The organism is Roseovarius indicus (genome assembly GCF_008728195.1).
In the GTDB taxonomy this organism is placed as follows: domain Bacteria; phylum Pseudomonadota; class Alphaproteobacteria; order Rhodobacterales; family Rhodobacteraceae; genus Roseovarius; species Roseovarius indicus.
On sequence record NZ_CP031598.1, the window covers coordinates 5,107,053 to 5,126,482 of the forward strand.

A 19,430-nucleotide genomic window follows, 5' to 3' on the forward strand; every position below is an offset into this window, starting at 1 on the left:
GGAGAGATGTCCCATGACAAATCCGCTGCTGGACAACTGGTCCACCCCCCACGAAATCGCCCCGTTCGACCAGATCGAGGATGCCCATTTCGCCCCCGCCTTCGAAACCGCCCTGACCGAAGCGCGCGCCGAGATCGCGGCGATCGCCGACGACCCGGCCGATCCAAGCTTCGCCAACACGATCGAGGCGCTGGAACTGGCCGGCAAGCAGCTCGACAAGGTGCTTTCCGTGTTCTTCACCGTGGCCGGGGCCGACACCAACTCCAAGCGGCAGGAACTGCAGCGGGCTTTCAGCCCTAAGCTGGCGGCCTATTCGTCCGAGGTCTATTCCAACAAGGCGCTCTACCAGCGGATCGAAACGCTGTGGGAGAAACGCGATACCCTTGACCTGTCGCCCGAGCAGGAACGGCTTCTGTATCTCAGCCGGCGCAGCTTTGTCCGGGCCGGCGCGGCACTGGAGGGGGCCGAAGAGGCCCGGATGCGGGATATCATGTCGCGTTTGGCCGAACTGGGCACGGCATTCACCCAGAACCTGCTGGCCGACGAGTCGGGTTGGCACATGGTCCTGGCCGAGAACGAGTTGGAAGGGCTGCCCGATTTCCTCGTGAACGCCGCCCGCGAGGCCGGGCAGGAGAAGGACGAAGACGGGCCGGTGATCACATTGTCGCGGTCGCTGATCGTGCCGTTCCTGCAATTCTCGCCCCGTCGCGACCTGCGGGAAAAGGCGTTTCGAGCCTGGGCCGCGCGTGGCGCCAATGGCGGCGAGACCGACAACCGCGCCATCGCCGCCGAGATCCTGCAACTTCGCGAAGAGCGCGCGCGGCTCCTGGGCTATGACAGCTTCGCCGCCTACAAGCTCGACACCGAGATGGCCAAGACCCCAGAGGCGGTGAAGAGCCTGCTGATGGATGTCTGGGCCCCCGCCAAGGCGCAGGCCGAGGCCGATGCCGCGACGATGACCGATATGATGCAGCAAGACGGCGTCAACGGCCCGCTCGAGAAGTGGGACTGGCGCTACTACGCCGAGAAGCGGCGCAAGGCCGAGCATGACCTCGATGAGGCCGCACTCAAGCCCTACCTGCAACTCGACCGGATGATCGAGGCGGCCTTTGCCTGTGCCAATCGCCTGTTCGGGCTGGAGTTCGAACGTCTCGACGTGCCGCTCTATCACGCCGATTGCCGGGCCTGGGAGGTGACGCGCAATGGCCGCCACGTGGCGGTGTTCATCGGCGACTATTTCGCGCGCGGCTCGAAACGCTCGGGCGCATGGTGCAGCGCGATGCGGGGGCAGGCCAAGTTCCCCAGGGAGCAAGGCACCGTCGTCATCAACGTCTGCAACTTCGCCAAGGGCAACCCGGCGCTGCTGAGCTATGACGATGCGCGCACGCTGTTCCACGAGTTCGGGCATGCCCTGCACCAGATGCTCTCGAACGTGACCTACGAATCGCTGTCGGGCACCAACGTGGCCCGCGATTTCGTCGAGCTGCCCAGCCAGCTTTATGAACACTGGCTGGAAGTGCCCCGCGTGCTGGAGGAGTTCGCCACCCACGCCGAGACGGGCGAGGCGATGCCCAAGGCGATGCTCGACAAGGTTCTGGAGGCTGCGAATTTCGACATGGGCTTCCAGACGGTCGAATATGTCGCCTCGGCGCTGGTCGACCTGTCCTTCCACGAAGGCAAGGCGCCCGACGACCCGATGGCGAAACAGGCCGAGGTTCTGGAAGAGCTTGGCATGCCTCACGCCATCGGCATGCGTCATGCCACCCCGCATTTCGCCCATGTGTTTGCCGGCGACGGCTATTCCAGCGGCTATTACAGCTACATGTGGTCGGAGGTGATGGATGCCGACGCCTTCGAGGCGTTCCGCGAAGCCGGGGATGCCTTCGATGCCGCGACGGCGAAATCGCTGGAAGAGAACATCCTCTCGACCGGTGGCTCGCGCGAGGCGGATGACCTTTACCTGTCGTTCCGCGGGCGCATGCCCGGCGTCGAGGCATTGCTGAAAGGCCGGGGGCTGGCGGCATGAGTGAAGAGGACATCAAGGAAAAGCCCTATCGGCCTTGCGTCGGCGTGATGCTGGCCAACAAGGAAGGCGAGGTCTTTGTCGGCCAGCGGATCGACAACAAGGATCCGGCTTGGCAAATGCCGCAGGGTGGCGTCGACGAGGATGAAGAGCCCGAGCGCGCCGCGCTGCGCGAACTGTGGGAGGAAACCGGCGTTCTGCCCGCGCTGGTCACGGTCGAGGCCGAGACCGAGGGCTGGATATCCTACGACCTGCCCGCCGACCTTGCCCCGCGTATCTGGGGCGGGAAGTTCCGCGGGCAGACACAGAAATGGTTCCTGTTGCGGTTCGAAGGCAGCGACGACGACATCAATATCGCCACCTTGCACCCCGAGTTCTCCGAGTGGCGCTGGCTGCCGCCCGGCGAGCTGGTCGATGCCATCGTGCCGTTCAAGCGCGAGGTCTACCGCCGGGTGCTCGAGGAGTTCGAGGACAAGCTATGAGACCGATCCGCAATGCAATCCTGCTGGCTCTTTCGGTGGCGGTGCCTGGCCCTGCGCTGGCGCTCAGTTGCCTCGCGCCTGACGTCGCGCGGACCTATCTGCAGCTCGACGAGGCGGAAGAACGGTATGTCGCCGTGCACGGCGTGCTGACCTTCGACGCGTCGAAGTTGCCGAAGACCGACATGCAGGATCAGGCCTCGACCCCCGACAGCACTCCCCTTCCCGCGCAACTGACCGGCCAGTCCCTGTCGGCCGAGGGGTTCACGACCCCTTTCGACAAGCCGATCACGCTCGACGTGCGCTGTTTCGGCCCATGGTGCGCCGGCGCGGCGTCAGGTGCTGAAATCCTCGGCTTCGTCGAACTGCGCGACAGCGGCCCTGTGCTTACGCTCGATCCCTGTTCCAGCACCAGCTTCCCCGAGCCGGACGAGGCGATGCTGAACACGGCGGTCCATTGCATGCAGGGCGGCGCTTGCAAGCCCGAACGATAACACGCCAAACGCGGATAATCTCTTGATGCCGGGCCCTGTTGCGGGGATAACCCGGCCCCAACAAGGGATCACGGGATGAAGAAACGAGAGATGAACCGCGACTGGATCGCCACCGCCAGAACCCTCAGCGAAGCCCTGCCCTATCTGCAGCGCTATGACGGGGCCATTGTCGTCATCAAGCTGGGCGGCCACGCCATGGGCAGCGACGAGGCGATGGAAACCTTCGCCCGCGATGTCGTGCTGATGCGGCAGGTCGGTGTGAACCCGGTGATCGTGCATGGCGGCGGCCCGATGATCAACGAGATGCTCGAGAAGCTTCAGATCAAGTCGGATTTCGTCGGCGGCAAGCGGGTCACCGACGAGGCCACGATGGAAGTGGTCGAGATGGTCCTGTCGGGCCGCGTCAACAAGCGCATCGTGCAGGCGATCAACCGGCAGGGCGGCAAGGCCGTGGGCCTGTCGGGCAAGGATGCCAACCTGATCACCTGCGACCCGGCCGACCCGGCGCTGGGGCTGGTCGGTGACCCGAACGACGTTGATCCGGCGATCCTGCGCACGCTTTTCAGCGATGACACTATCCCCGTGATCGCCCCGCTGGGGTCTGGCCGCAACGGCGAGACCTACAACATCAACGGCGACACCGCCGCCGGTGCCGTGGCCGCCGCGCTCAAGGCCGACCGCCTCTTGCTGCTGACGGATGTGGACGGCGTGAAAGACCCGGACGGCAATGTTCTGACCGAGCTTACCGCCACCCAGATCCACGACATGATCCGCGACGGGGTCATCGCCGGCGGGATGATCCCCAAAACCGAAACCGCGCTCAACGCCATCGACGGCGGCGTGCGGGCGGTGGTGATCATCGACGGGCGGGCGCCCAATGCCGTGCTGCTCGAGTTGTTCACCGAGCATGGTGCGGGCTCTCTCATCCGGGCAGGCTGATCGCGCGATTGCGACCGGGTGCCGCTTGCCAGCGCCCTGATTTGGCTTAGGGTCCGGCGCATGGAAAACGAAACCGTCATCCGGCTCTCGGTCTTTATCGGGCTGTTCGTGCTTTTTGCGGGCATCGAGGCGCTGGCGCCCCGGCGGCAACGCACGCAGCCGCGCGGGCGGCGGTGGATCACCAACTGGGCCATCGTCATCCTCGACACGCTGGCGCTTCGGGCGTTGGCGCTGGCGCTGCCGCTACTGGCGGTGGGCGCCGCGCTTGATGCCGAGGCGCAGGGCTGGGGCCTCATGAACGGTGTCGGCTGGCCCTACTGGGTCAAGGTTCTCGCGACGGTGCTGATCTTCGACTTCGCCATCTGGGCACAACACCTCATTACCCATAAAGTGCCGGTGCTGTGGCGCATCCACCGCGTTCACCACGCCGACCGTGACATCGACGTCAGCACCGCGATCCGCTTCCACCCGGTCGAGATTGCGCTTTCCATGCTGCTGAAGATTGGCCTCGTCTACCTTCTCGGCCCGCCGGCGCTGGGGGTGATCCTGTTCGAGATCATCCTGAACGGGACCGCCATGTTCAACCATGCCAACATGCGCCTGCCGCTCTGGCTCGACGCAGTACTGCGGCAGGTGATGGTGACGCCCGACATGCACCGCGTGCACCACTCGATCCACCGGCGCGAGCATGACAGCAACTACGGCTTTGCCCTGTCGATCTGGGACAGGCTGTTCGGCACTTACGTGCCCCAGCCCGACAAGGGGCATGACGGGATGACCGTGGGGCTGGAATGGCAGGATGACCGGCCCTCGAAGCTCGGCTGGTCGCTCGGCCTGCCGTTTCAGCGCAAATGAGGCTGACCGACATAGAAACCGTCGCCGGGGCAGAGCATCTGGCGGTGATGGGTGTCGTACAGGATGACCTGCCCGAGGGAGTGGCGACATTGGTCCTGCTCGGGCCGCTGGAGCCGGGCTTCTGGCCCGCCTTCACCGCTTCGCCGGAATATCGCGATGACACGCCCCACCCGCTTGACCGCTGGTCGCTCCGGGTCATCACTGGGATGGCCGAGAGGCTGGGCGCCACGCCGTTCTTCCCGTTCGGCGGCCCGCCCTACCAGCCGTTCATCGCGTGGGCCAAGGCCAGCGGCCGGGCGCACAGCTCGCCCGTCGGGCTGCTGGTGCATGATACGGCCGGTCTGATGATTTCCTATCGCGGCGCCCTTGGATTTGCCGAGCGGATCGAGGCGCCAGCGCCACCGCCCAACCCCTGCGAGACCTGTCAAACCCGACCCTGTCTCACCGCCTGCCCTGTCGATGCCTTCGCCAGCGGCAGCTACGATGTGGCCGCCTGCAAGACCGATCTCGACCGACCCGGCAACGACTGCATGACCCGCGGCTGCGCCGTGCGGCGGGCTTGCCCTGTCAGCCGGAACTATGGCAGGCTCGAGGCGCAATCTTCCTTTCACATGAGGGCTTTCAAATGAAGCGGCTGATCCTGATGCGGCACGCCAAGTCCAGCTGGGCCACCCCCGGCCAGGACGATCACGCGCGCCCGCTGAACGGCCGCGGCAGGGTGTCGGCGCGCGTGGTAGGCGAATGGTTGCAGCACAAGAACTACCTGCCCGACCAGACGATAAGCTCCGATTCCGTCCGCACGCGGGAGACCTTCGCGGGCCTCAATATTCTCTGCGATGCGGAGTTCACGAACGACCTCTACCATGCCGGGCCCGAAGACATGCTACGCGTGCTGCGCAAGGCCACGGGCGACACGGTGCTGATGCTGGGTCACAACCCCGGTATCGGCTGGTTTGCCCAGACGCTCGTGGCAGAACCGCCGCCGCACCCGAGGTTCTTCGACTATCCCACCTGCGCGACACTTGTCGCGGATTTCGATATCGACGCGTGGGACGAGGTCGGCACCGGAACCGGCAAGGCGGTGGATTTCGTCATCCCCCGCGAGCTGACCGGCTGACAACTGGCGGGAAGGCTCCGGCGGCACTGCACCACACTCATAAACAGGCCACCGGAGCACGGTGCTTACCTGTGTACGATGTGCCAGACACCACCGATGCCGTCACCGCCGCGATCGCCCGGGTATTTGTCACCGTCCCAGTAGTAGAGCGGCCAGCCTTTCCAGGCCCACTGGTAGGTGCCGTCACTGCGCTGGATCACCGAGTAATGGCCATAGGGCGTCGCATCGGCCGGCGCATAGTAGGGCGGCCAGTCGGTCGCACAGCCGCCGTAGCAATTGCTGGCGCCGCGGCTGTCGTTGTCGAAGATGTAGAGCGTGCGGTCGTTGTTGTCGGTCACGATCTTGAGCGACACCTTGGTCGGCGCAGCCTCGTAACTCTTCTGCGCCTTGTAGGTCTTTTGCGACTTGTAGGCGCTCTGGGTCTTGTAGCCGTTGTAGTGGCCATAGTCACCGGCCACGGCGGCACCGGCCGTGAGTGTAAGCGCGGTTGCCGCGATGAGGGTTAGTACCTTCATGTTTAATTCCTGTTCTGTCTTGTCTGTGGTCCGTCCCGGACCGCTGGTTTCGATTTGCAGCGACCGAAAATACCGCTGTGCGCCTCGGACATCGGCCCGAAGCGCCACAGCGCCGCTGCAAGAGCGTCTCTGAAGGGGCAGCGTTGTGCCGAGCGTTGTCACGACCGTGGAAAGGCCGCCGGAAAACCGTTGTTATTGGCGCTCACATGCGGACGGGCGCAAAAAAATGAGGGCGGGAAAACTCCCGCCCTCGCGTCCTTGTCTGCAAGGCGCGACCCGCGCCAGTGATCTGAGGCCTCAGTGACCGAGGATCTGGCTGAGGAACAGCTTGGTGCGGTCGCTCTTGGGGTTGTTGAAGAACTCTTCCGGCTCGTTCTGTTCCACGATCTGGCCCTGGTCCATGAATATCACGCGGTTGGCGACCTGGCGGGCAAAGCCCATCTCGTGGGTGACGCAGAGCATGGTCATCCCCTCCTGCGCCAGCTCGATCATGGTGTCGAGCACCTCCTTGATCATCTCGGGATCGAGCGCCGAGGTCGGTTCGTCGAACAGCATGATCCGCGGTTTCATGCAAAGCGACCGGGCGATCGCCACGCGCTGTTGCTGACCGCCCGACAACTGACCGGGGTACTTGTTGGCCTGTTCGGGGATCTTCACCTTCTCGAGGAAGTGCATCGCCGTATCCACGGCTTCCTTCTTGGGAACCTTGCGCACCCAGATCGGCGCCAGCGTGCAGTTCTCGAGAATGGTCAGGTGCGGGAACAAGTTGAAGTGCTGAAACACCATCCCGACTTCCGACCGGATCTTGTCGATGTTCTTGAGGTCGTTCGACAGCACCGTGCCGTCGACGACGATCTTGCCCTGCTGGTGCTCTTCCAGCGCATTGATGCAGCGGATGAGCGTGGATTTCCCCGACCCCGACGGGCCGGCGATGACGATACGCTCGCCCCGGTTGACCGTCAGGTTGATGTCGCGGAGCACGTGAAATGCGCCGTACCACTTGTTCATTCCGCTGATTTCGACGGCCACCTCATCGGAGACCTTCATTTGCGAGCGGTCGATTTCGCGTTCTGCCATGACGTCAGACATGGTTGCGATCCTTTCTTAGCGGTGGCCGGTCTGAAGCTTGCGCTCCAGATACATGGAATAACGGGACATGCCGAAGCAGAAGATGAAGAACATCAACGCGATGAAGCCGTAAAGCTCCCACACGATGCCGTTCCAATCCGAGTCGGCGCGGATGGCGTTCGACAGGCCCAGCGGGTCCAGAAGGCCGATGATCGACACGAGAACCGTGTCCTTGAAGAGGCCGATGAAGGTGCTCACGATGCCCGGGATCGAGATTTTCAGCGCCTGCGGCATGATGATCAGCCGCTGCGCCTGCCAGTAGTCGAGGCCGAGGCTGTCGGCGCCCTCGTACTGACCCTTGGGCAGGGCTGCCAGGCCGCCCCGGATCACCTCTGCCATGTAGGCCGAGGCAAACAGGGTGGCCATGATGATGACCCGCAGGATGATGTCGAAATTCGTGCCCGGCGGCATGAAGATGTTGAGCAGCGTCGAGGCCACGAACAGCAGGGTGATCAGCGGCACGCCCCGAATGAACTCGATGAAGCCCACGCAGAGCGCCTTGACGATCAGCAGGTCCGACCGGCGCCCAAGTGCCAGCAGAATGCCCAGCGGCAGCGAGATGGCGATGGCCACGACGCCGATGGTCAGCGACAGCATGAACCCACCGAAATTGCGGCTGTCGACCAGTTCGAACCCGAGCGGGATGACCGAATTGATCACCCCCGACACCGGCCCGACGAGGAAGACCCACCACACGATGGCAACGATCACCGACGCGATGAGCCCGGTCAGAGACCCCGCCGCAGCGCTTACCGCCTTGAAGACGAAGTAACCGACCACGAGCCCGGCAATGACCGTCAGCGGCGTCCAGACCGACCCGCCCCAAAGCAGCCAGGGCATCAGGAACGGGTAGAGCGCCGAGAACCAGATCAGCTTGGCCGGGAAATATTCGCTGAAGAGCACCGGCCCCAGCGCCACGAAGAGCAGCACGAAGGCAAGGATCGGGCGCCAGTACAGATCGCTCGGGTAGAACCCGAAGAGCAACTGCACCCAACGGTCGCGGATAACCCCCCAGCAGGCGCCGCCGAAGTGGCCCTCGCGGCCCATCTCGCTCAGGATTTCACGGCACTCGCTGAGCGATGTGGCGTACCATGTCGGAGACAAAGTCCAAGGCACGATGATAGACAACACCCAGTAGATGAAGATGAGCGAAAGGATGGTCACCACGGTGTTGAACCACCCCGAGAACAGGTTCTCTCTCAGCCAGCCGATCACGCCCACGGACGAGGCCGGCGGGTCCTGCTCGGGCAGCATGGTGTCGCGGACATAGCCTACGGTTTCTGCATGCATTTCACTCATGTCACCGCTCCACCAGTTTGACGCGATTGTTGTACCAGTTCATCGCCAGCGAAATCAGAAGCGAGAGCGTCAGGTAAATCAGCATGCCCAGCAGCACCGTCTCGAGTTCGCGTCCGGTCTGGTTGAGGGTGATGCCCATCAGCGTGCCGGTAATGTCCATGTAGCCCACCGCGATCGCCAACGACGAGTTCTTGGTGAGGTTCAGGTATTGCGAGATCAGCGGCGGGATGATGACCCGAAGCGCCTGTGGCAGCACCACGAGCCCCATGATCCGACGGGGCCTCAGGCCAAGTGCCGCGGCGGCCTCCGTCTGGCCATGACTGATGGCAAGGATGCCCGCACGCACGATCTCGGCCACGAAGGCCGCGGTATAGAGCGACAGCGCCAGCCACAGCGCGATGAGCGAGTTGCGCATATGCGTCCCGCCACCGAAGTTGAAACCTTTCAGCTCCGGGTAGCCAAGGTGGAAGCCAAGGGCGACCAGCAGGATGATGAGCGGAACGAAAACGACGCCCAGCCGCAGGTACCACGTGGTCGGGCGCAGGCCGGTCTTGTTCTGGATAGCGTCGGCCCTGTCGCGGATACGGCCGGAAATGAAGATGCCCACAACCAGAACGGCGATGATTGCCACGAGGTTGAGGCTGATATCGAAGTTCACCGCCGATTGGCCGAAGAGATGCACCTCGCCAAGGCTGCGCGAAAACAGCGGTTCGGGAACATAGATGCCGCGGTTCGTCAAGGCGACCGTGTCAAACACCTTCATCGTCGCATCCGGATCGTCACCGCGAAACGCGCTTGGCGGCGGCAGGGTCTCGATCAGGATCGCCATGAAAAGCACGATCCACAGCAGCACCGGCACGTTGCGGAACATCTCGACATAGACCGTCATGATCTTCGAGACGAGCCAGTTCTTGCTCAGCCGCAGCACACCGATCAGCACGCCAAGCACCGTCGCCAGCGCACAGCCCATCACCGCGATGAGAAGCGTGTTCAGAAGCCCCACGAACGCGGCCCGAAGGTGCGAACTGCGCGAGGTATACTCGATCAGGCGCTGGTTGATGTCATAGCCCGCCGGCTCGAACAGGAAGTCGAAGGACGGTTCCTTGCCGAGGTCCTGAAGGTTCTGGGCGGTGTTGGAAATGAGCCAGCCGATCAGAAGGAGAAACCCGATCAGCGCGACCACCTGAATTGTGGTCGAGCGATACCGGGTATCGTAAATCAGCATGGACAGTCGGAACGACTCCGTATGCGGGTCGGTCGTTGATGTCATTCTGGAAGTCCCCGTTGTTCAGCCCGGTTTGTTTTTTGCGGCAGCTTTTCGCGCCGTGGGCCGATTTTCTTATCTCGAAGGATCGTAGGTAGTGAAAGGGCGCGGAGTGATCCGCGCCCTTTCGAAGTCCTGTCTTAGCGGAACGGCGGCGAGTAGAGGAGACCGCCGTCTTTCCACTGGGCGTTCAGCCCGCGGGCCAGCCCGATCGGGGTGTTCTCGCCGATGTGGCGCTCGAACAGCTCACCGTAGTTGCCGCCAGCCGAGATCGCCTTGACGGCCCAGTCGGCTTCGAGGCCCAGCATCTCGCCGAGGTTACCCTCGGTGCCGAGCAGACGGTTGATTTCCGGATTGTCACCGGCCGAGCTTGCCATGTCGGTAATGTTGGCGCTGGTGACGCCCATTTCCTCGGCCGCGATCAGCGCGTTCAGGGTCCAGCGAACGACGTCACCCCATTCGTGGTCGCCGTGACGCACGAGCGGGCCAAGCGGCTCTTTCGATACGGTCTCGGGCAGAATGGTGTGATCACCCGGGTTCTCGAACGCGGCACGGGTGGCCGCGAGGCCCGAACGGTCGGTGGTGTAGACGTCGCACGCGCCAGCCAGGTACTGCTGCTGCGCTTCGGCGTTGGTTTCGATCGGCACCGGCTCGTAGTTCATGTTGTTCGAGCGGAAGTAGTCCGCCAGGTTGAGCTCGGTGGTGGTGCCGGTCTGAATGCAGACCGTGGCGCCGTCGAGTTCCTTGGCCGAGCTCACGCCCAGCGCGGAGGGAACCATGAAGCCCTGACCGTCATAGTAGTTGATGCCGGTGAATTCGAACTTCAGGTCGACGTCGCGCGAGAAGGTCCAGGTGGTGTTCCGGGCCAGCATGTCGACTTCGCCCGAGGCGAGTGCGGTGAAACGCGTCTTACCCGTGGTCGGCACGAACTCGACAGCCATCGAGTCACCCAGAACAGCGGCAGCGACGGCACGGCAGACGCCGACGTCGAAGCCTTCCCATACGCCGTTTGCGTCAGGTGCCGCAAAACCGACGAGGCCGGTGGTCACGCCGCAGTTCAGCGTGCCGCGTGCCTTTACGTCATCCAACGTGCCGGCAGCAGCAGCGCCAGCCGAAAGGCCGGCGACAGTCAGCGCACCAAGAAATACGGATTTTTTCATTTTTACCTCTTCCTGATTGTCCGCTCTTTCCAGAACGGTTTAACGGCCCCAGAGAGGCCGGAGCGATACTGTATTTGGGGAGAGCCCCCGTCAGTGCCCGCAAGTTTGTGTGGATTCATCGACGCACGTCAAGCCCCGGATCACGAAAAACGATGGCCAAATCATGGAGTTTCCCATGCGTCACCCAATGGGTTGCGGTCAGTCATGCTGCATGCGCAAGATCATGAAACCGCTTTGCAGCATAGAAGTCACTTTCTTTCATCGCTGCCTGTGCACGGGCGTCTTCGTCGATGCCCCACTGCTCTTCCTGCCACGTCTCGTCGATCCTCGAAAGACGCCATAACGTCCCGATATCCTTCACTTCGTGGATCGCCGCGAGACCGATGACCAGCGAACCGGATATCCCCACGAGATCGTGAAACGCCGTCAGGCGGAACGCATCCATCGCGTGCACCGGCGCGGCAAGCCGCTCGAGCGCACGGGGATTCTGCGGCGCGTGCATCACGCCCTCGACCGGGATCAGCCGCGCGCCGAACGTGGCGTCGGCCCAGTCCAGCAGCGGGTCCCAGGCCTCGGCCTGGCGCTCGACCAGTTCCTGCGGGCTGTCGGCGCGATAGCACAGCAGATCGCTGTCACCATAGGCGGCAAGCATCTCGGCAACCTCCCCGTGCTGCCGGGTCACCTTGTCGATGGCGGCATTGGCGGCGCGGGTGACCGGCATGCTGACGGGCTTGATCTCGCCCTCCTGCGCATCCCATTCCGCGGCGACCGCTTCGGCCATCGCACGCGACGGCAGGGTCATCGCCGATTTCAGCGGCGTCCGCACCGGCCGGCCGTCCAGCTCGACCGCAAAGCCGCCCTCGGCCTCGACTACCTGCGCTTCCTTCCAGAACCGCTTGGCCTTCCATTCGCTCATGCCGCAGCCTCCCAGATATTGGTCAGGATGCCCGGCAACTCGCGGAAATCCCGCAGGATGGCCGCAGCGCCGGTCAGCGCGTCAACGTCGTGATACCCCCACGAGACACCGATGAACGGCACACCGGCGGCCAGGGCCATATCCCTGTCATAGGTCGTGTCGCCGATCATCACCGCGTCACGCGCCTCGACCCCGGTTTCCGACAGCGCGGCCTGCAGCATCGCCGGGTGCGGCTTGGAGGGGTGGTGATCGCTGACCTGGCAAGTGACGAAATAGCGGGCCAGGTCATGCGCTTCGAACAGCTTGTCGAGCCCGCGGCGCGATTTGCCGGTGGCCACACCCAAAAGCGTTTCCGGCTGCGCGTGCAGGGCCGTGAGCGTTTCGAGGGCATACGGATAAAGCGGCGACGATGCCGCGGCACCCGCCTGTGCCCGCAGCGCGACATAGGCGTCCTTGTACCACTCGACCATGGCGCTGTGCGTCTCCGGCCCAAGCTCGGGCGCGAGCCGTGGAATGGCCTTGTCGAGAGACAGCCCGACGATCCCCAGCGTCGCCTCGCGGCTCGGCGCCGGATGCCCGGCCCGGTCGAAGGCGTTGGCCATGGCGGCCACGATATCGCCCTGGCTGTCGACCAGCGTGCCGTCGACATCGAAAATCACAAGCTTCAGCGGCGCGGTCATTCGATCTCCTCGAACGGGTCTTCGGGCGCCTCGGACGGCTGCCACTGGAACATCTCCCATGTCCGCGCCATATGCGCCGGCAGCGGCGCGGTCAGGTGCAGCCGCGCGCCCGTCACCGGGTGGGTCAGCGTCAGCGACCGGGCATGAAGGTGCAGCTTGCGGCTCACCTCTCCGCCCAGCTGCGCGCCCCAGCCGTCGCCCAGGTTCTCCTGCCCCGACCCGCCATACTTGCCATCGCCCACGATCGGATGACCCAACTCGGCCATATGCGCCCGCAGCTGGTGCGTGCGGCCGGTAACCGGCACAAGGCCAACCCAGGCGGTGCGCGTGCCTGCAGGTTCGATCACGATGTAATCGGTCGTCGCATGCTTCGCGCCCTCGGTGCGCTCCACCTCGCCGGGGTGCAGGCAAAGCATCTTCTCGCCCTCGCCCCCCTTGCCGTGACCCGGCGCCTTCACGAGGCCGAAACGGATCGTTCCGGCCCGCGGTGTCGGCACGCCGGCAATGGCGGCCCAGTAGATCTTACGCGTGTCGCGATGCCGGAACGCCTCCGTCAGGCTGGCTGCCACGGCCCGCGTCCGCGCCATGATCAGCACGCCCGAGGTATCCTTGTCGAGCCGGTGCACCAGGCGCGGCTTTTCCTCCAGCCCAAAGCGCAGCGCCTCGGCCAGCCCGTCGACATGGCGTGTCAGCTTGCTGCCGCCCTGCACCGGCAGGCCCGGCGGCTTGTTCAGCGCGATGATGTGATCGTCGCGATAGATCACCGCCTCGCGGATCATCTTTGCGTCTGCATCCGACACGGCCGGCTTCTCGACCGGCCGCGCCTCTCCCGGCTCCGGCAGCGGCGGCACGCGCACCTGCTGCCCCGCCTCCAGCCGGGTCGAGGCCTTCACCCGCCCGCCATCGACGCGCAGCTCGCCCTTGCGGCACATCTTCTCGATCCGGCCCTGCGGCACATGCGGAAACTGCCGCCTGAACCAGCGATCGAGCCGCTGGTCGGCATCGCCCTCGGCCACGGTCAGGGTCTGAACGCCGCTCATTGCCACACCGCCCGCATCAGCGTCAGGCCCAGCACGATCGCGGCGAGTGACAGTACCACCGACGCCAGAACGTAAGCCCCGGCCAGTGCCACCTGCCCGCGCTCGTAGATCGTGATCGCATCCAGCGAGAAGGCCGAGAAGGTGGTGAACCCGCCCAACAGCCCTGTCATCAGGAACGGTCCCGCCGCCCGCGTCCCGCCTTCGCGGGCCAGCAGCACGACGATCACACCCATCAGGAAGGAACCCACGACATTCACGAAAAGCGTCGCCCACGGGAAGCCGGGCCCGATCAGCCGCATGGCCGCCACCGAGGTCAGATAGCGGGCCGAGGCGCCGATTGCACCGCCAAGAGCCACGTGAAGAAGGGTCGTCACCATGGCCGCGTCTGTCGCTTGCCACCCCGCATTTGTCAAGCTGGACCGGTCCTTGGCGACAGCGAGACCCGACGTGTCGCGAATGCACTGTTAGCGCCACCTCGCCGGCGTTAGGATGCGCCTGACCAACCGAGGAGACCGCAACGATGCAAGACCCCCTCCCCTTCCTGCGCCGCCTGTTCGACCGGGCGGTCGAGGTCGCCGACCCGATGCAGAGCCTCGCCGCCTGCCTGCCGCCGAAACCCGAGGGCCGGCTCGTGGTGGTCGGCGCCGGCAAGGCCAGCGCCCGGATGGCCGAGGCGGTCGAGGCGGTCTACGGCCCCTGCGAGGGGCTGGTCATCACCCGCTACGGCTATGCCCGCCCCTGCAAGGGCATCGAGATCGTCGAAGCTGCCCACCCGGTGCCCGACGAGGCCGGCACGAAGGCGACCCGGCGGATGCTCGACCTGCTGGAAGGGCTCGGCGAAGATGACGTCGTGCTTGCCCTCATTTCGGGCGGCGGCTCGGCCCTGCTGAACGCCCCCGCCGGGGGCATCACGCTCGACGAGAAGCGGCAGCTGACCGATGCGCTTCTCTCCAGCGGCGCGCCGATCGGCGACATCAACGGCATCCGCAAGCAGATCTCGGCGGTGAAGGGCGGCAAGCTCGCCGCCGCCGCCTACCCCGCCCGGATGCTGGCGCTGATGATCTCCGACGTGCCCGGCGACAACCCCGCCGATATCGCCAGCGGCCCGACCGTGGGCGACACGGGCGACGCCCAGCGGGCGCTCGACACGCTGGACCGCTGGAAGGTCACGCCGCCCGAGTCGGTCACGGCCTACCTCCGCAAGGGCGGCGACCCGCTGGCGCCCGATGACGAACGGCTGAGCCGGGTCGAGAACGTGATCTATGCCGCACCGTCGCAGTCACTGGATGCGGCGGCAGAACTGGGCCGCTCGGAGGGCTGCGAGGTGCAAGTCCTCGGCGACGCGCTGGAAGGCGAAGCGCGCGAGATCGCCGCCAGGCACGCCCGCCAGGCGCTGGAGGCACAGGCAAGCCTGACCCCCGGCGCCGCCCCGCTCCTGCTGCTCTCCGGCGGTGAACTCACCGTCACCCGCCGCGGCGATGGCGTGGGCGGGCCGAACGCGGAATACGCCCTCGCGCTGGCCCTCGCGCTGGATGGCGCCCCGGGCATCCATGCCATCGCCTGCGACACCGATGGTGTCGACGGCGCGGCCGAGGTCGCCGGCGCTGTCATCGGTCCGGACACCTTGACCAAAGGCCCCGACGCTGCCGAAGCACTGAACCGCAACGATGCCCACAGCTTCTTCGATAACATCGGCGATCAGGTCGTCACCGGCCCCACGCTCACGAATGTGAACGACTTCCGTGCCATCCTGATCGAACCATTGAGCTGACGGCAGCACCAACGCGCCACACCTGGTTTCTTCTTGGTTTCCAATATCCCGGGGGGTTCACAGGCGTCCCGGAAACGCTCCGGCGGAGCGTTTCGCCTGTGAACGGGCGCAGCCCCGGGAAGGGGGCTGGCCCCCAATCCGACGCCAGCCTCACGCACCCGGCAGCGGAAAATCCTGCAGCGGCGTATCCTTCCGCAGGTAAAGCGGATGCTTGGCCGATCCGTCCATGTTCAGCCCGAGACACTTCATCGGCCGTCCGGTCGTGGCGATTTCCGCGATCATCTCGGCCACCAGCCCGGCATAGCGCTTGTGCAGCTTGCCATAGGCCATGACGACCAGCTCCGACTCGCACGCCATCTCGACCAGCGCCGGAATGTTCGCCGGGCTGCAGGCCAGTGCCGGGTCGGCGGGAATGTCCTTGGGCGATGTCGCCCGCCAGTCGAGCACGTTGCCCTTGAGGTAGCGGGTGAACCCCCAGTCCTGCGCGAACATCAACTCGCGGTGACAGGTCGGATCCGAAGCGGCAGCATCGGCCACCGAGGGGTTCATGCCGATGAACAGCACCGTGCGGGGCGGGGCGCCATCCGGCGTCCAGTCCCGCGTCAGAGCTTGCCGATAGCGGCCGCAATCCGAGAACGTTGCCCCGCCGATGACGCCATCGGGCAGTCGCAGCCGCACCTTGCCGCCGGGATCATGGGGCGCCTCGGCCATGCTCAGCCCTCCAGCGGCCCGGTGTTGAACACGCGCGAGGGGTGCAGTTCGCCCCCCTTGAACCGGCCCACCGCGACGGCGCGCCCCTTGTGGGCGGCCCAGCACTCGTCGCCATATTCGACGTCGCGGGCGATCACCATGCCGGGGTTGCCATTGCGCAGCCGCACGGCGCCTTCCTCGGTACAGCTAACCTGCGGCAGCCCCTCCAGCCCGTCTTCCAGCGGCCGCAGCCAGGCGTCGAGTTCCGGCGTGTGCGCCAGCCTGTCGACCTCTTCGATGCTGATCCCCTCTTCCGCCTCGAACGGCCCCGACCAGATGCGGCGCAGCCACGCGACATGTCCGTAACAGCCCAGCGCCTCGCCCAGGTCGCGGGCAATGGCCCGCACATAGCCGCCCTTGCCACAGACCATTTCCAGCGTCACATGATCGGGATCGGGGCGGTCGGTCATCACCAGTTCCTCGACCCAGAGCGGGCGCGCCTCGATCTCGACCTCCTCGCCCTCGCGCGCCAGCTTGTAGGCGCGCTGTCCGTCGATCTTCACGGCAGAGTATTTCGGCGGCACCTGCATGATATCGCCGATGAAGGCCCCCAGCGCCGCCTTGATGGCCTCGTCGTCGGGCCGGCTGTCGGAGGAGGCGATCACCTCGCCCTCCTCGTCGTCGGTATTGGTGGCCTGCCCCAGCCGCACGGAAAACTCGTAGGCCTTCAGCGCATCGGTGATGAACGGCACCGTCTTGGTCGCCTCGCCCAGCGCCACGGCCAGCACACCTGTCGCCGCCGGGTCGAGCGTGCCGGCATGACCCGCCTTCTTCGCCTGAAGCGCCCAGCGCACCTTGTTGACCACGGCAGTCGAGGTCATGCCCGCGGGCTTGTCGACCACCAGCCAGCCAGAAATGTCGCGACCCTTGCGTTTGCGTCCCATGCGCCGTGCGTCCCGTAGCGGTTGAATGAGACACGCGAGCTATCAAGGCCCGCGCCCGGCGTCAATTGTCAGCCGGCGCCACCACGCCCACGATCGGGCCCATGGGAAAGCCGCCGTCATGCCGGTTCAGCCCCGGCACGTAGAGACGCGAGATGTTGCCATCGAAATAGAGCGCCTGTGGCGTGCCCAGCTTGTCCCGGAAGAGCGACCCGAAGCTGTGGAAATTCACCGGCTCTTCGGAGATCGCGAACCAGACCGTCTTGCCGTCGTCCGAAACCCCGACCCCGTTGCGGATATAGGTGCTGTCACTGTCCTCGAGGAACTTGGGGTGCAGCTCTCCGTCGATCACCAGCATCGGCCCCGACTGCGTGGCATAGATGCACGCCGGCGGGTCGTCCTTGTAGCGGCGCGTCTCGACCACCGCGGCAAACCCGTCCCCGATACAGAACACGCCATTCGGCAACAGCCCGAAATTGCCCGGCCCTTCGGAGGTGATGACGCCGCGGGCCTCTTCCCCCTTCTCGAGGTAATGGCCCACCGGGCTTCTGTCCTGGTGGTACATCCCCGCGTTCATCGCGAATTCGAGCGTCAGGCCGTCTTCCGCCAAAAGCCGTTCGACATTGCGGAAACTGCCCAGCAGCTTGCCGTCGTTCGGATTGTTGAGAAACAGGCGCAGGTCGGCCTGCGACGCGTCGAACGAACAGGCGGTGTATTCCTGCCCGCCATGCTCGACTGTTGCACAGTCGAGCGCCGCCGCGGGCGATGCCATGAAGAGCAACGCAAAAAGCCAGCGCATTGCCGTTTACCCCTCGACGTCGCGGCGCACGTTGTCCTGCTCGAACAACCGGCGGGTTTCATCCATCTTGTCAAAGGTCTCGTCGATGCGGAACCGCAGATCGGGGGCGTATTTCAGCTCGAGCTTCTTGCCGATGATGCGCCGCAGTTCACCCTTGTTGCGCGCCAGAAGGGCGACCACGTCCTCCTGCCCCTCGCCGCCCAGCGGCAGGACATAGGCGGTCGCAACCTTCAGGTCGGGCGAGATGCGCACCTCGCCGACGGTCACCGAAAGGCGGTTGAGCTCCGGGTCGTGGATGTCGCCGCGCATGAGCACGTCCGACAGCGTCCGCCGGATCAGCTCGCCCACCCGCAGCTGGCGCTGCGACGGGCCGGGACCATCATGAAACTTGTTCTTTGCCATGCCTTGCATCTAAGGCTTCGCGGATGTTTTGCCAAGCGATGATCCGTGCGGTAGGGAAGGCAGCAACGCAAACTGGAGAGACACAAGATGAGCGATGTGCCGGGCATAGTGGTGACGGGCGCCTCGGGCCGGATGGGCCAGATGCTGATCCGCACCGTGATGGAAAGCGACCGGGCCAAGCTGGTCGGCGTGGTCGAACGCGAAGGGCATGACTGGATCGGGCAGGATATCGGCACCGCCATGGGTGGCGCGCCTTTGGACGTCACTGTCAGCGACGATCCGCTCGAGGTGATCGCAAAGGCCCATGCCGTCATCGATTTCACCGCGCCCGCGGCCACCGTCGAGTTCGCCGGGCTGGCTGCACAGGCGCGCTGCGTCCATGTCATCGGCACCACCGGCATGACCGACGAAGACCTTGCCAAGCTCAAACCCGCCGCGCGCCATGCCACCATCATCCGCGCCGGCAACATGAGCCTCGGCGTCAACCTTCTGGTGCAGCTGACCAAACAGGTCGCCGCCGCGCTGGACGAGGATTTCGACATCGAGGTGATCGAAGCGCACCACAACCAGAAGGTCGACGCCCCTTCCGGCACCGCCCTGATGCTGGGCGAGGCCGCCGCCGAAGGGCGGGGCGTGTCACTGGACGCAGTTTCCGACCGGGGCCGCGACGGCATGACCGGCAAGCGCGAGCGTGGGCATATCGGCTTTCACGCCATCCGCGGCGGCGACATCGTGGGCGAGCATGACGTGCTTTTCGCGGCGGCGGGCGAGCGGATCACCCTGCGCCACGTGGCCTCGGACAGGGCGGTCTTTGCCCGTGGCGCACTCAAGGCGGCGCTTTGGGGGCAGGGCCGGAAACCGGGCGAATACGACATGCTCGACGTGCTGGGATTGCGGAAAGACTGATCCGCCCCGGCT

The 19,430-nt window shown here is 65.1% G+C and carries 22 protein-coding genes; 9 read left to right on the forward strand and 13 right to left on the reverse strand.

Annotation, left to right across the window (positions count from 1 at the left end):
* Window positions 1–13 precede the first annotated feature (13 nt).
* The 7 genes from RIdsm_RS24630 to RIdsm_RS24660 all read left to right on the forward strand — a co-directional run bounded on the left by RIdsm_RS24630 (window position 14) and on the right by RIdsm_RS24660 (window position 5,907).
* On the forward strand, window positions 14–2,026 hold the full coding sequence (locus tag RIdsm_RS24630; RefSeq protein WP_057812551.1) for a M3 family metallopeptidase: 2,013 nt from the start codon (window positions 14–16) through the stop codon (window positions 2,024–2,026).
* Entirely contained in the window at window positions 2,023–2,505 is a 483-nt protein-coding gene (locus RIdsm_RS24635) for an RNA pyrophosphohydrolase (protein WP_057812549.1), read from the forward strand. The genes RIdsm_RS24630 and RIdsm_RS24635 overlap by 4 nt, the downstream gene beginning before the upstream one ends.
* Window positions 2,502–2,996: a hypothetical protein gene (locus RIdsm_RS24640; RefSeq protein WP_057812547.1), complete on the forward strand. Its 495-nt coding sequence runs from the start codon at window positions 2,502–2,504 to the stop codon at window positions 2,994–2,996. The genes RIdsm_RS24635 and RIdsm_RS24640 overlap by 4 nt, the downstream gene beginning before the upstream one ends.
* A 75-nt stretch (window positions 2,997–3,071) precedes the next feature.
* Window positions 3,072–3,935, forward strand: a complete 864-nt coding sequence (gene argB, locus RIdsm_RS24645) for an acetylglutamate kinase (RefSeq protein ID WP_057812545.1) — start codon at window positions 3,072–3,074, stop codon at window positions 3,933–3,935.
* 60 nt (window positions 3,936–3,995) lie between these two features.
* Window positions 3,996–4,790 (forward strand): sterol desaturase family protein, encoded by a 795-nt coding sequence (locus RIdsm_RS24650; protein ID WP_057812543.1) that lies wholly within the window; start codon window positions 3,996–3,998, stop codon window positions 4,788–4,790.
* Entirely contained in the window at window positions 4,787–5,419 is a 633-nt protein-coding gene (locus RIdsm_RS24655; protein WP_057812541.1) for a hypothetical protein, read from the forward strand. The genes RIdsm_RS24650 and RIdsm_RS24655 overlap by 4 nt, the downstream gene beginning before the upstream one ends.
* The gene (locus tag RIdsm_RS24660) at window positions 5,416–5,907 is read left to right on the forward strand and encodes a SixA phosphatase family protein (RefSeq protein ID WP_057812539.1); all 492 of its coding nucleotides are present in this window, start codon (window positions 5,416–5,418) and stop codon (window positions 5,905–5,907) included. Before RIdsm_RS24655 ends, RIdsm_RS24660 begins: the two co-directional genes overlap by 4 nt.
* 65 nt (window positions 5,908–5,972) lie before the next feature.
* Here the strand turns inward: RIdsm_RS24660 and RIdsm_RS24665 are convergent, their stop codons facing one another.
* The 9 genes from RIdsm_RS24665 to crcB form a co-directional block, all read right to left on the reverse strand.
* The gene (locus RIdsm_RS24665; protein WP_057812537.1) at window positions 5,973–6,422 is read right to left on the reverse strand and encodes a COG4315 family predicted lipoprotein; all 450 of its coding nucleotides are present in this window, start codon (window positions 6,420–6,422) and stop codon (window positions 5,973–5,975) included.
* A 297-nt stretch (window positions 6,423–6,719) separates the two neighbouring features.
* Complete coding sequence (locus RIdsm_RS24670; protein ID WP_057812535.1) at window positions 6,720–7,511, reverse strand: amino acid ABC transporter ATP-binding protein; 792 nt, start codon at window positions 7,509–7,511, stop codon at window positions 6,720–6,722.
* 15 nt (window positions 7,512–7,526) lie between these two features.
* Complete coding sequence (locus tag RIdsm_RS24675) at window positions 7,527–8,849, reverse strand: amino acid ABC transporter permease (RefSeq protein ID WP_057812533.1); 1,323 nt, start codon at window positions 8,847–8,849, stop codon at window positions 7,527–7,529.
* 1 nt (window position 8,850) lies between these two features.
* Window positions 8,851–10,119, reverse strand: coding sequence for an amino acid ABC transporter permease (locus tag RIdsm_RS24680; protein WP_057812530.1), 1,269 nt, complete (start codon window positions 10,117–10,119; stop codon window positions 8,851–8,853).
* A gap of 134 nt (window positions 10,120–10,253) precedes the next feature.
* Window positions 10,254–11,273 carry an amino acid ABC transporter substrate-binding protein gene (locus RIdsm_RS24685; RefSeq protein WP_057812528.1) on the reverse strand — a complete coding sequence of 340 codons (1,020 nt, stop codon included), beginning with the start codon at window positions 11,271–11,273 and terminating at the stop codon, window positions 10,254–10,256.
* Between the two features lie 202 nt (window positions 11,274–11,475).
* Window positions 11,476–12,189 (reverse strand): ATP12 family chaperone protein, encoded by a 714-nt coding sequence (locus RIdsm_RS24690; protein ID WP_057812527.1) that lies wholly within the window; start codon window positions 12,187–12,189, stop codon window positions 11,476–11,478.
* The gene (locus tag RIdsm_RS24695; RefSeq protein WP_057812525.1) at window positions 12,186–12,869 is read right to left on the reverse strand and encodes an HAD-IA family hydrolase; all 684 of its coding nucleotides are present in this window, start codon (window positions 12,867–12,869) and stop codon (window positions 12,186–12,188) included. The genes RIdsm_RS24690 and RIdsm_RS24695 overlap by 4 nt, the downstream gene beginning before the upstream one ends.
* Window positions 12,866–13,909: an RluA family pseudouridine synthase gene (locus tag RIdsm_RS24700; RefSeq protein ID WP_057812523.1), complete on the reverse strand. Its 1,044-nt coding sequence runs from the start codon at window positions 13,907–13,909 to the stop codon at window positions 12,866–12,868. The genes RIdsm_RS24695 and RIdsm_RS24700 overlap by 4 nt, the downstream gene beginning before the upstream one ends.
* Window positions 13,906–14,286: a fluoride efflux transporter CrcB gene (crcB, locus tag RIdsm_RS24705; RefSeq protein ID WP_057812521.1), complete on the reverse strand. Its 381-nt coding sequence runs from the start codon at window positions 14,284–14,286 to the stop codon at window positions 13,906–13,908. Before crcB ends, RIdsm_RS24700 begins: the two co-directional genes overlap by 4 nt.
* Before the next feature lie 143 nt (window positions 14,287–14,429).
* Here crcB and RIdsm_RS24710 point away from each other — a divergent pair, with 143 nt between their 5' ends.
* On the forward strand, window positions 14,430–15,680 hold the full coding sequence (locus RIdsm_RS24710) for a glycerate kinase type-2 family protein (protein WP_057812519.1): 1,251 nt from the start codon (window positions 14,430–14,432) through the stop codon (window positions 15,678–15,680).
* A 150-nt stretch (window positions 15,681–15,830) separates the two neighbouring features.
* Here the strand turns inward: RIdsm_RS24710 and RIdsm_RS24715 are convergent, their stop codons facing one another.
* From RIdsm_RS24715 to rbfA, 4 genes are all read right to left on the reverse strand, one after another.
* Complete coding sequence (locus RIdsm_RS24715; protein ID WP_057812517.1) at window positions 15,831–16,391, reverse strand: DUF1643 domain-containing protein; 561 nt, start codon at window positions 16,389–16,391, stop codon at window positions 15,831–15,833.
* A 2-nt stretch (window positions 16,392–16,393) separates the two neighbouring features.
* A complete protein-coding gene (gene truB / locus RIdsm_RS24720) occupies window positions 16,394–17,314 on the reverse strand; it encodes a tRNA pseudouridine(55) synthase TruB (protein WP_057812515.1) in 921 nt (306 codons plus the stop codon).
* A gap of 61 nt (window positions 17,315–17,375) precedes the next feature.
* Complete coding sequence (locus RIdsm_RS24725) at window positions 17,376–18,110, reverse strand: phosphodiester glycosidase family protein (protein ID WP_057812513.1); 735 nt, start codon at window positions 18,108–18,110, stop codon at window positions 17,376–17,378.
* 6 nt (window positions 18,111–18,116) lie between these two features.
* On the reverse strand, window positions 18,117–18,512 hold the full coding sequence (rbfA, locus tag RIdsm_RS24730; RefSeq protein WP_057813280.1) for a 30S ribosome-binding factor RbfA: 396 nt from the start codon (window positions 18,510–18,512) through the stop codon (window positions 18,117–18,119).
* Window positions 18,513–18,599: 87 nt separating this feature from the next.
* On the opposite strand from rbfA, the gene dapB reads away from it, so the two are divergent.
* Complete coding sequence (dapB, locus tag RIdsm_RS24735) at window positions 18,600–19,418, forward strand: 4-hydroxy-tetrahydrodipicolinate reductase (RefSeq protein WP_057812511.1); 819 nt, start codon at window positions 18,600–18,602, stop codon at window positions 19,416–19,418.
* Window positions 19,419–19,430: the final 12 nt, after the last annotated feature.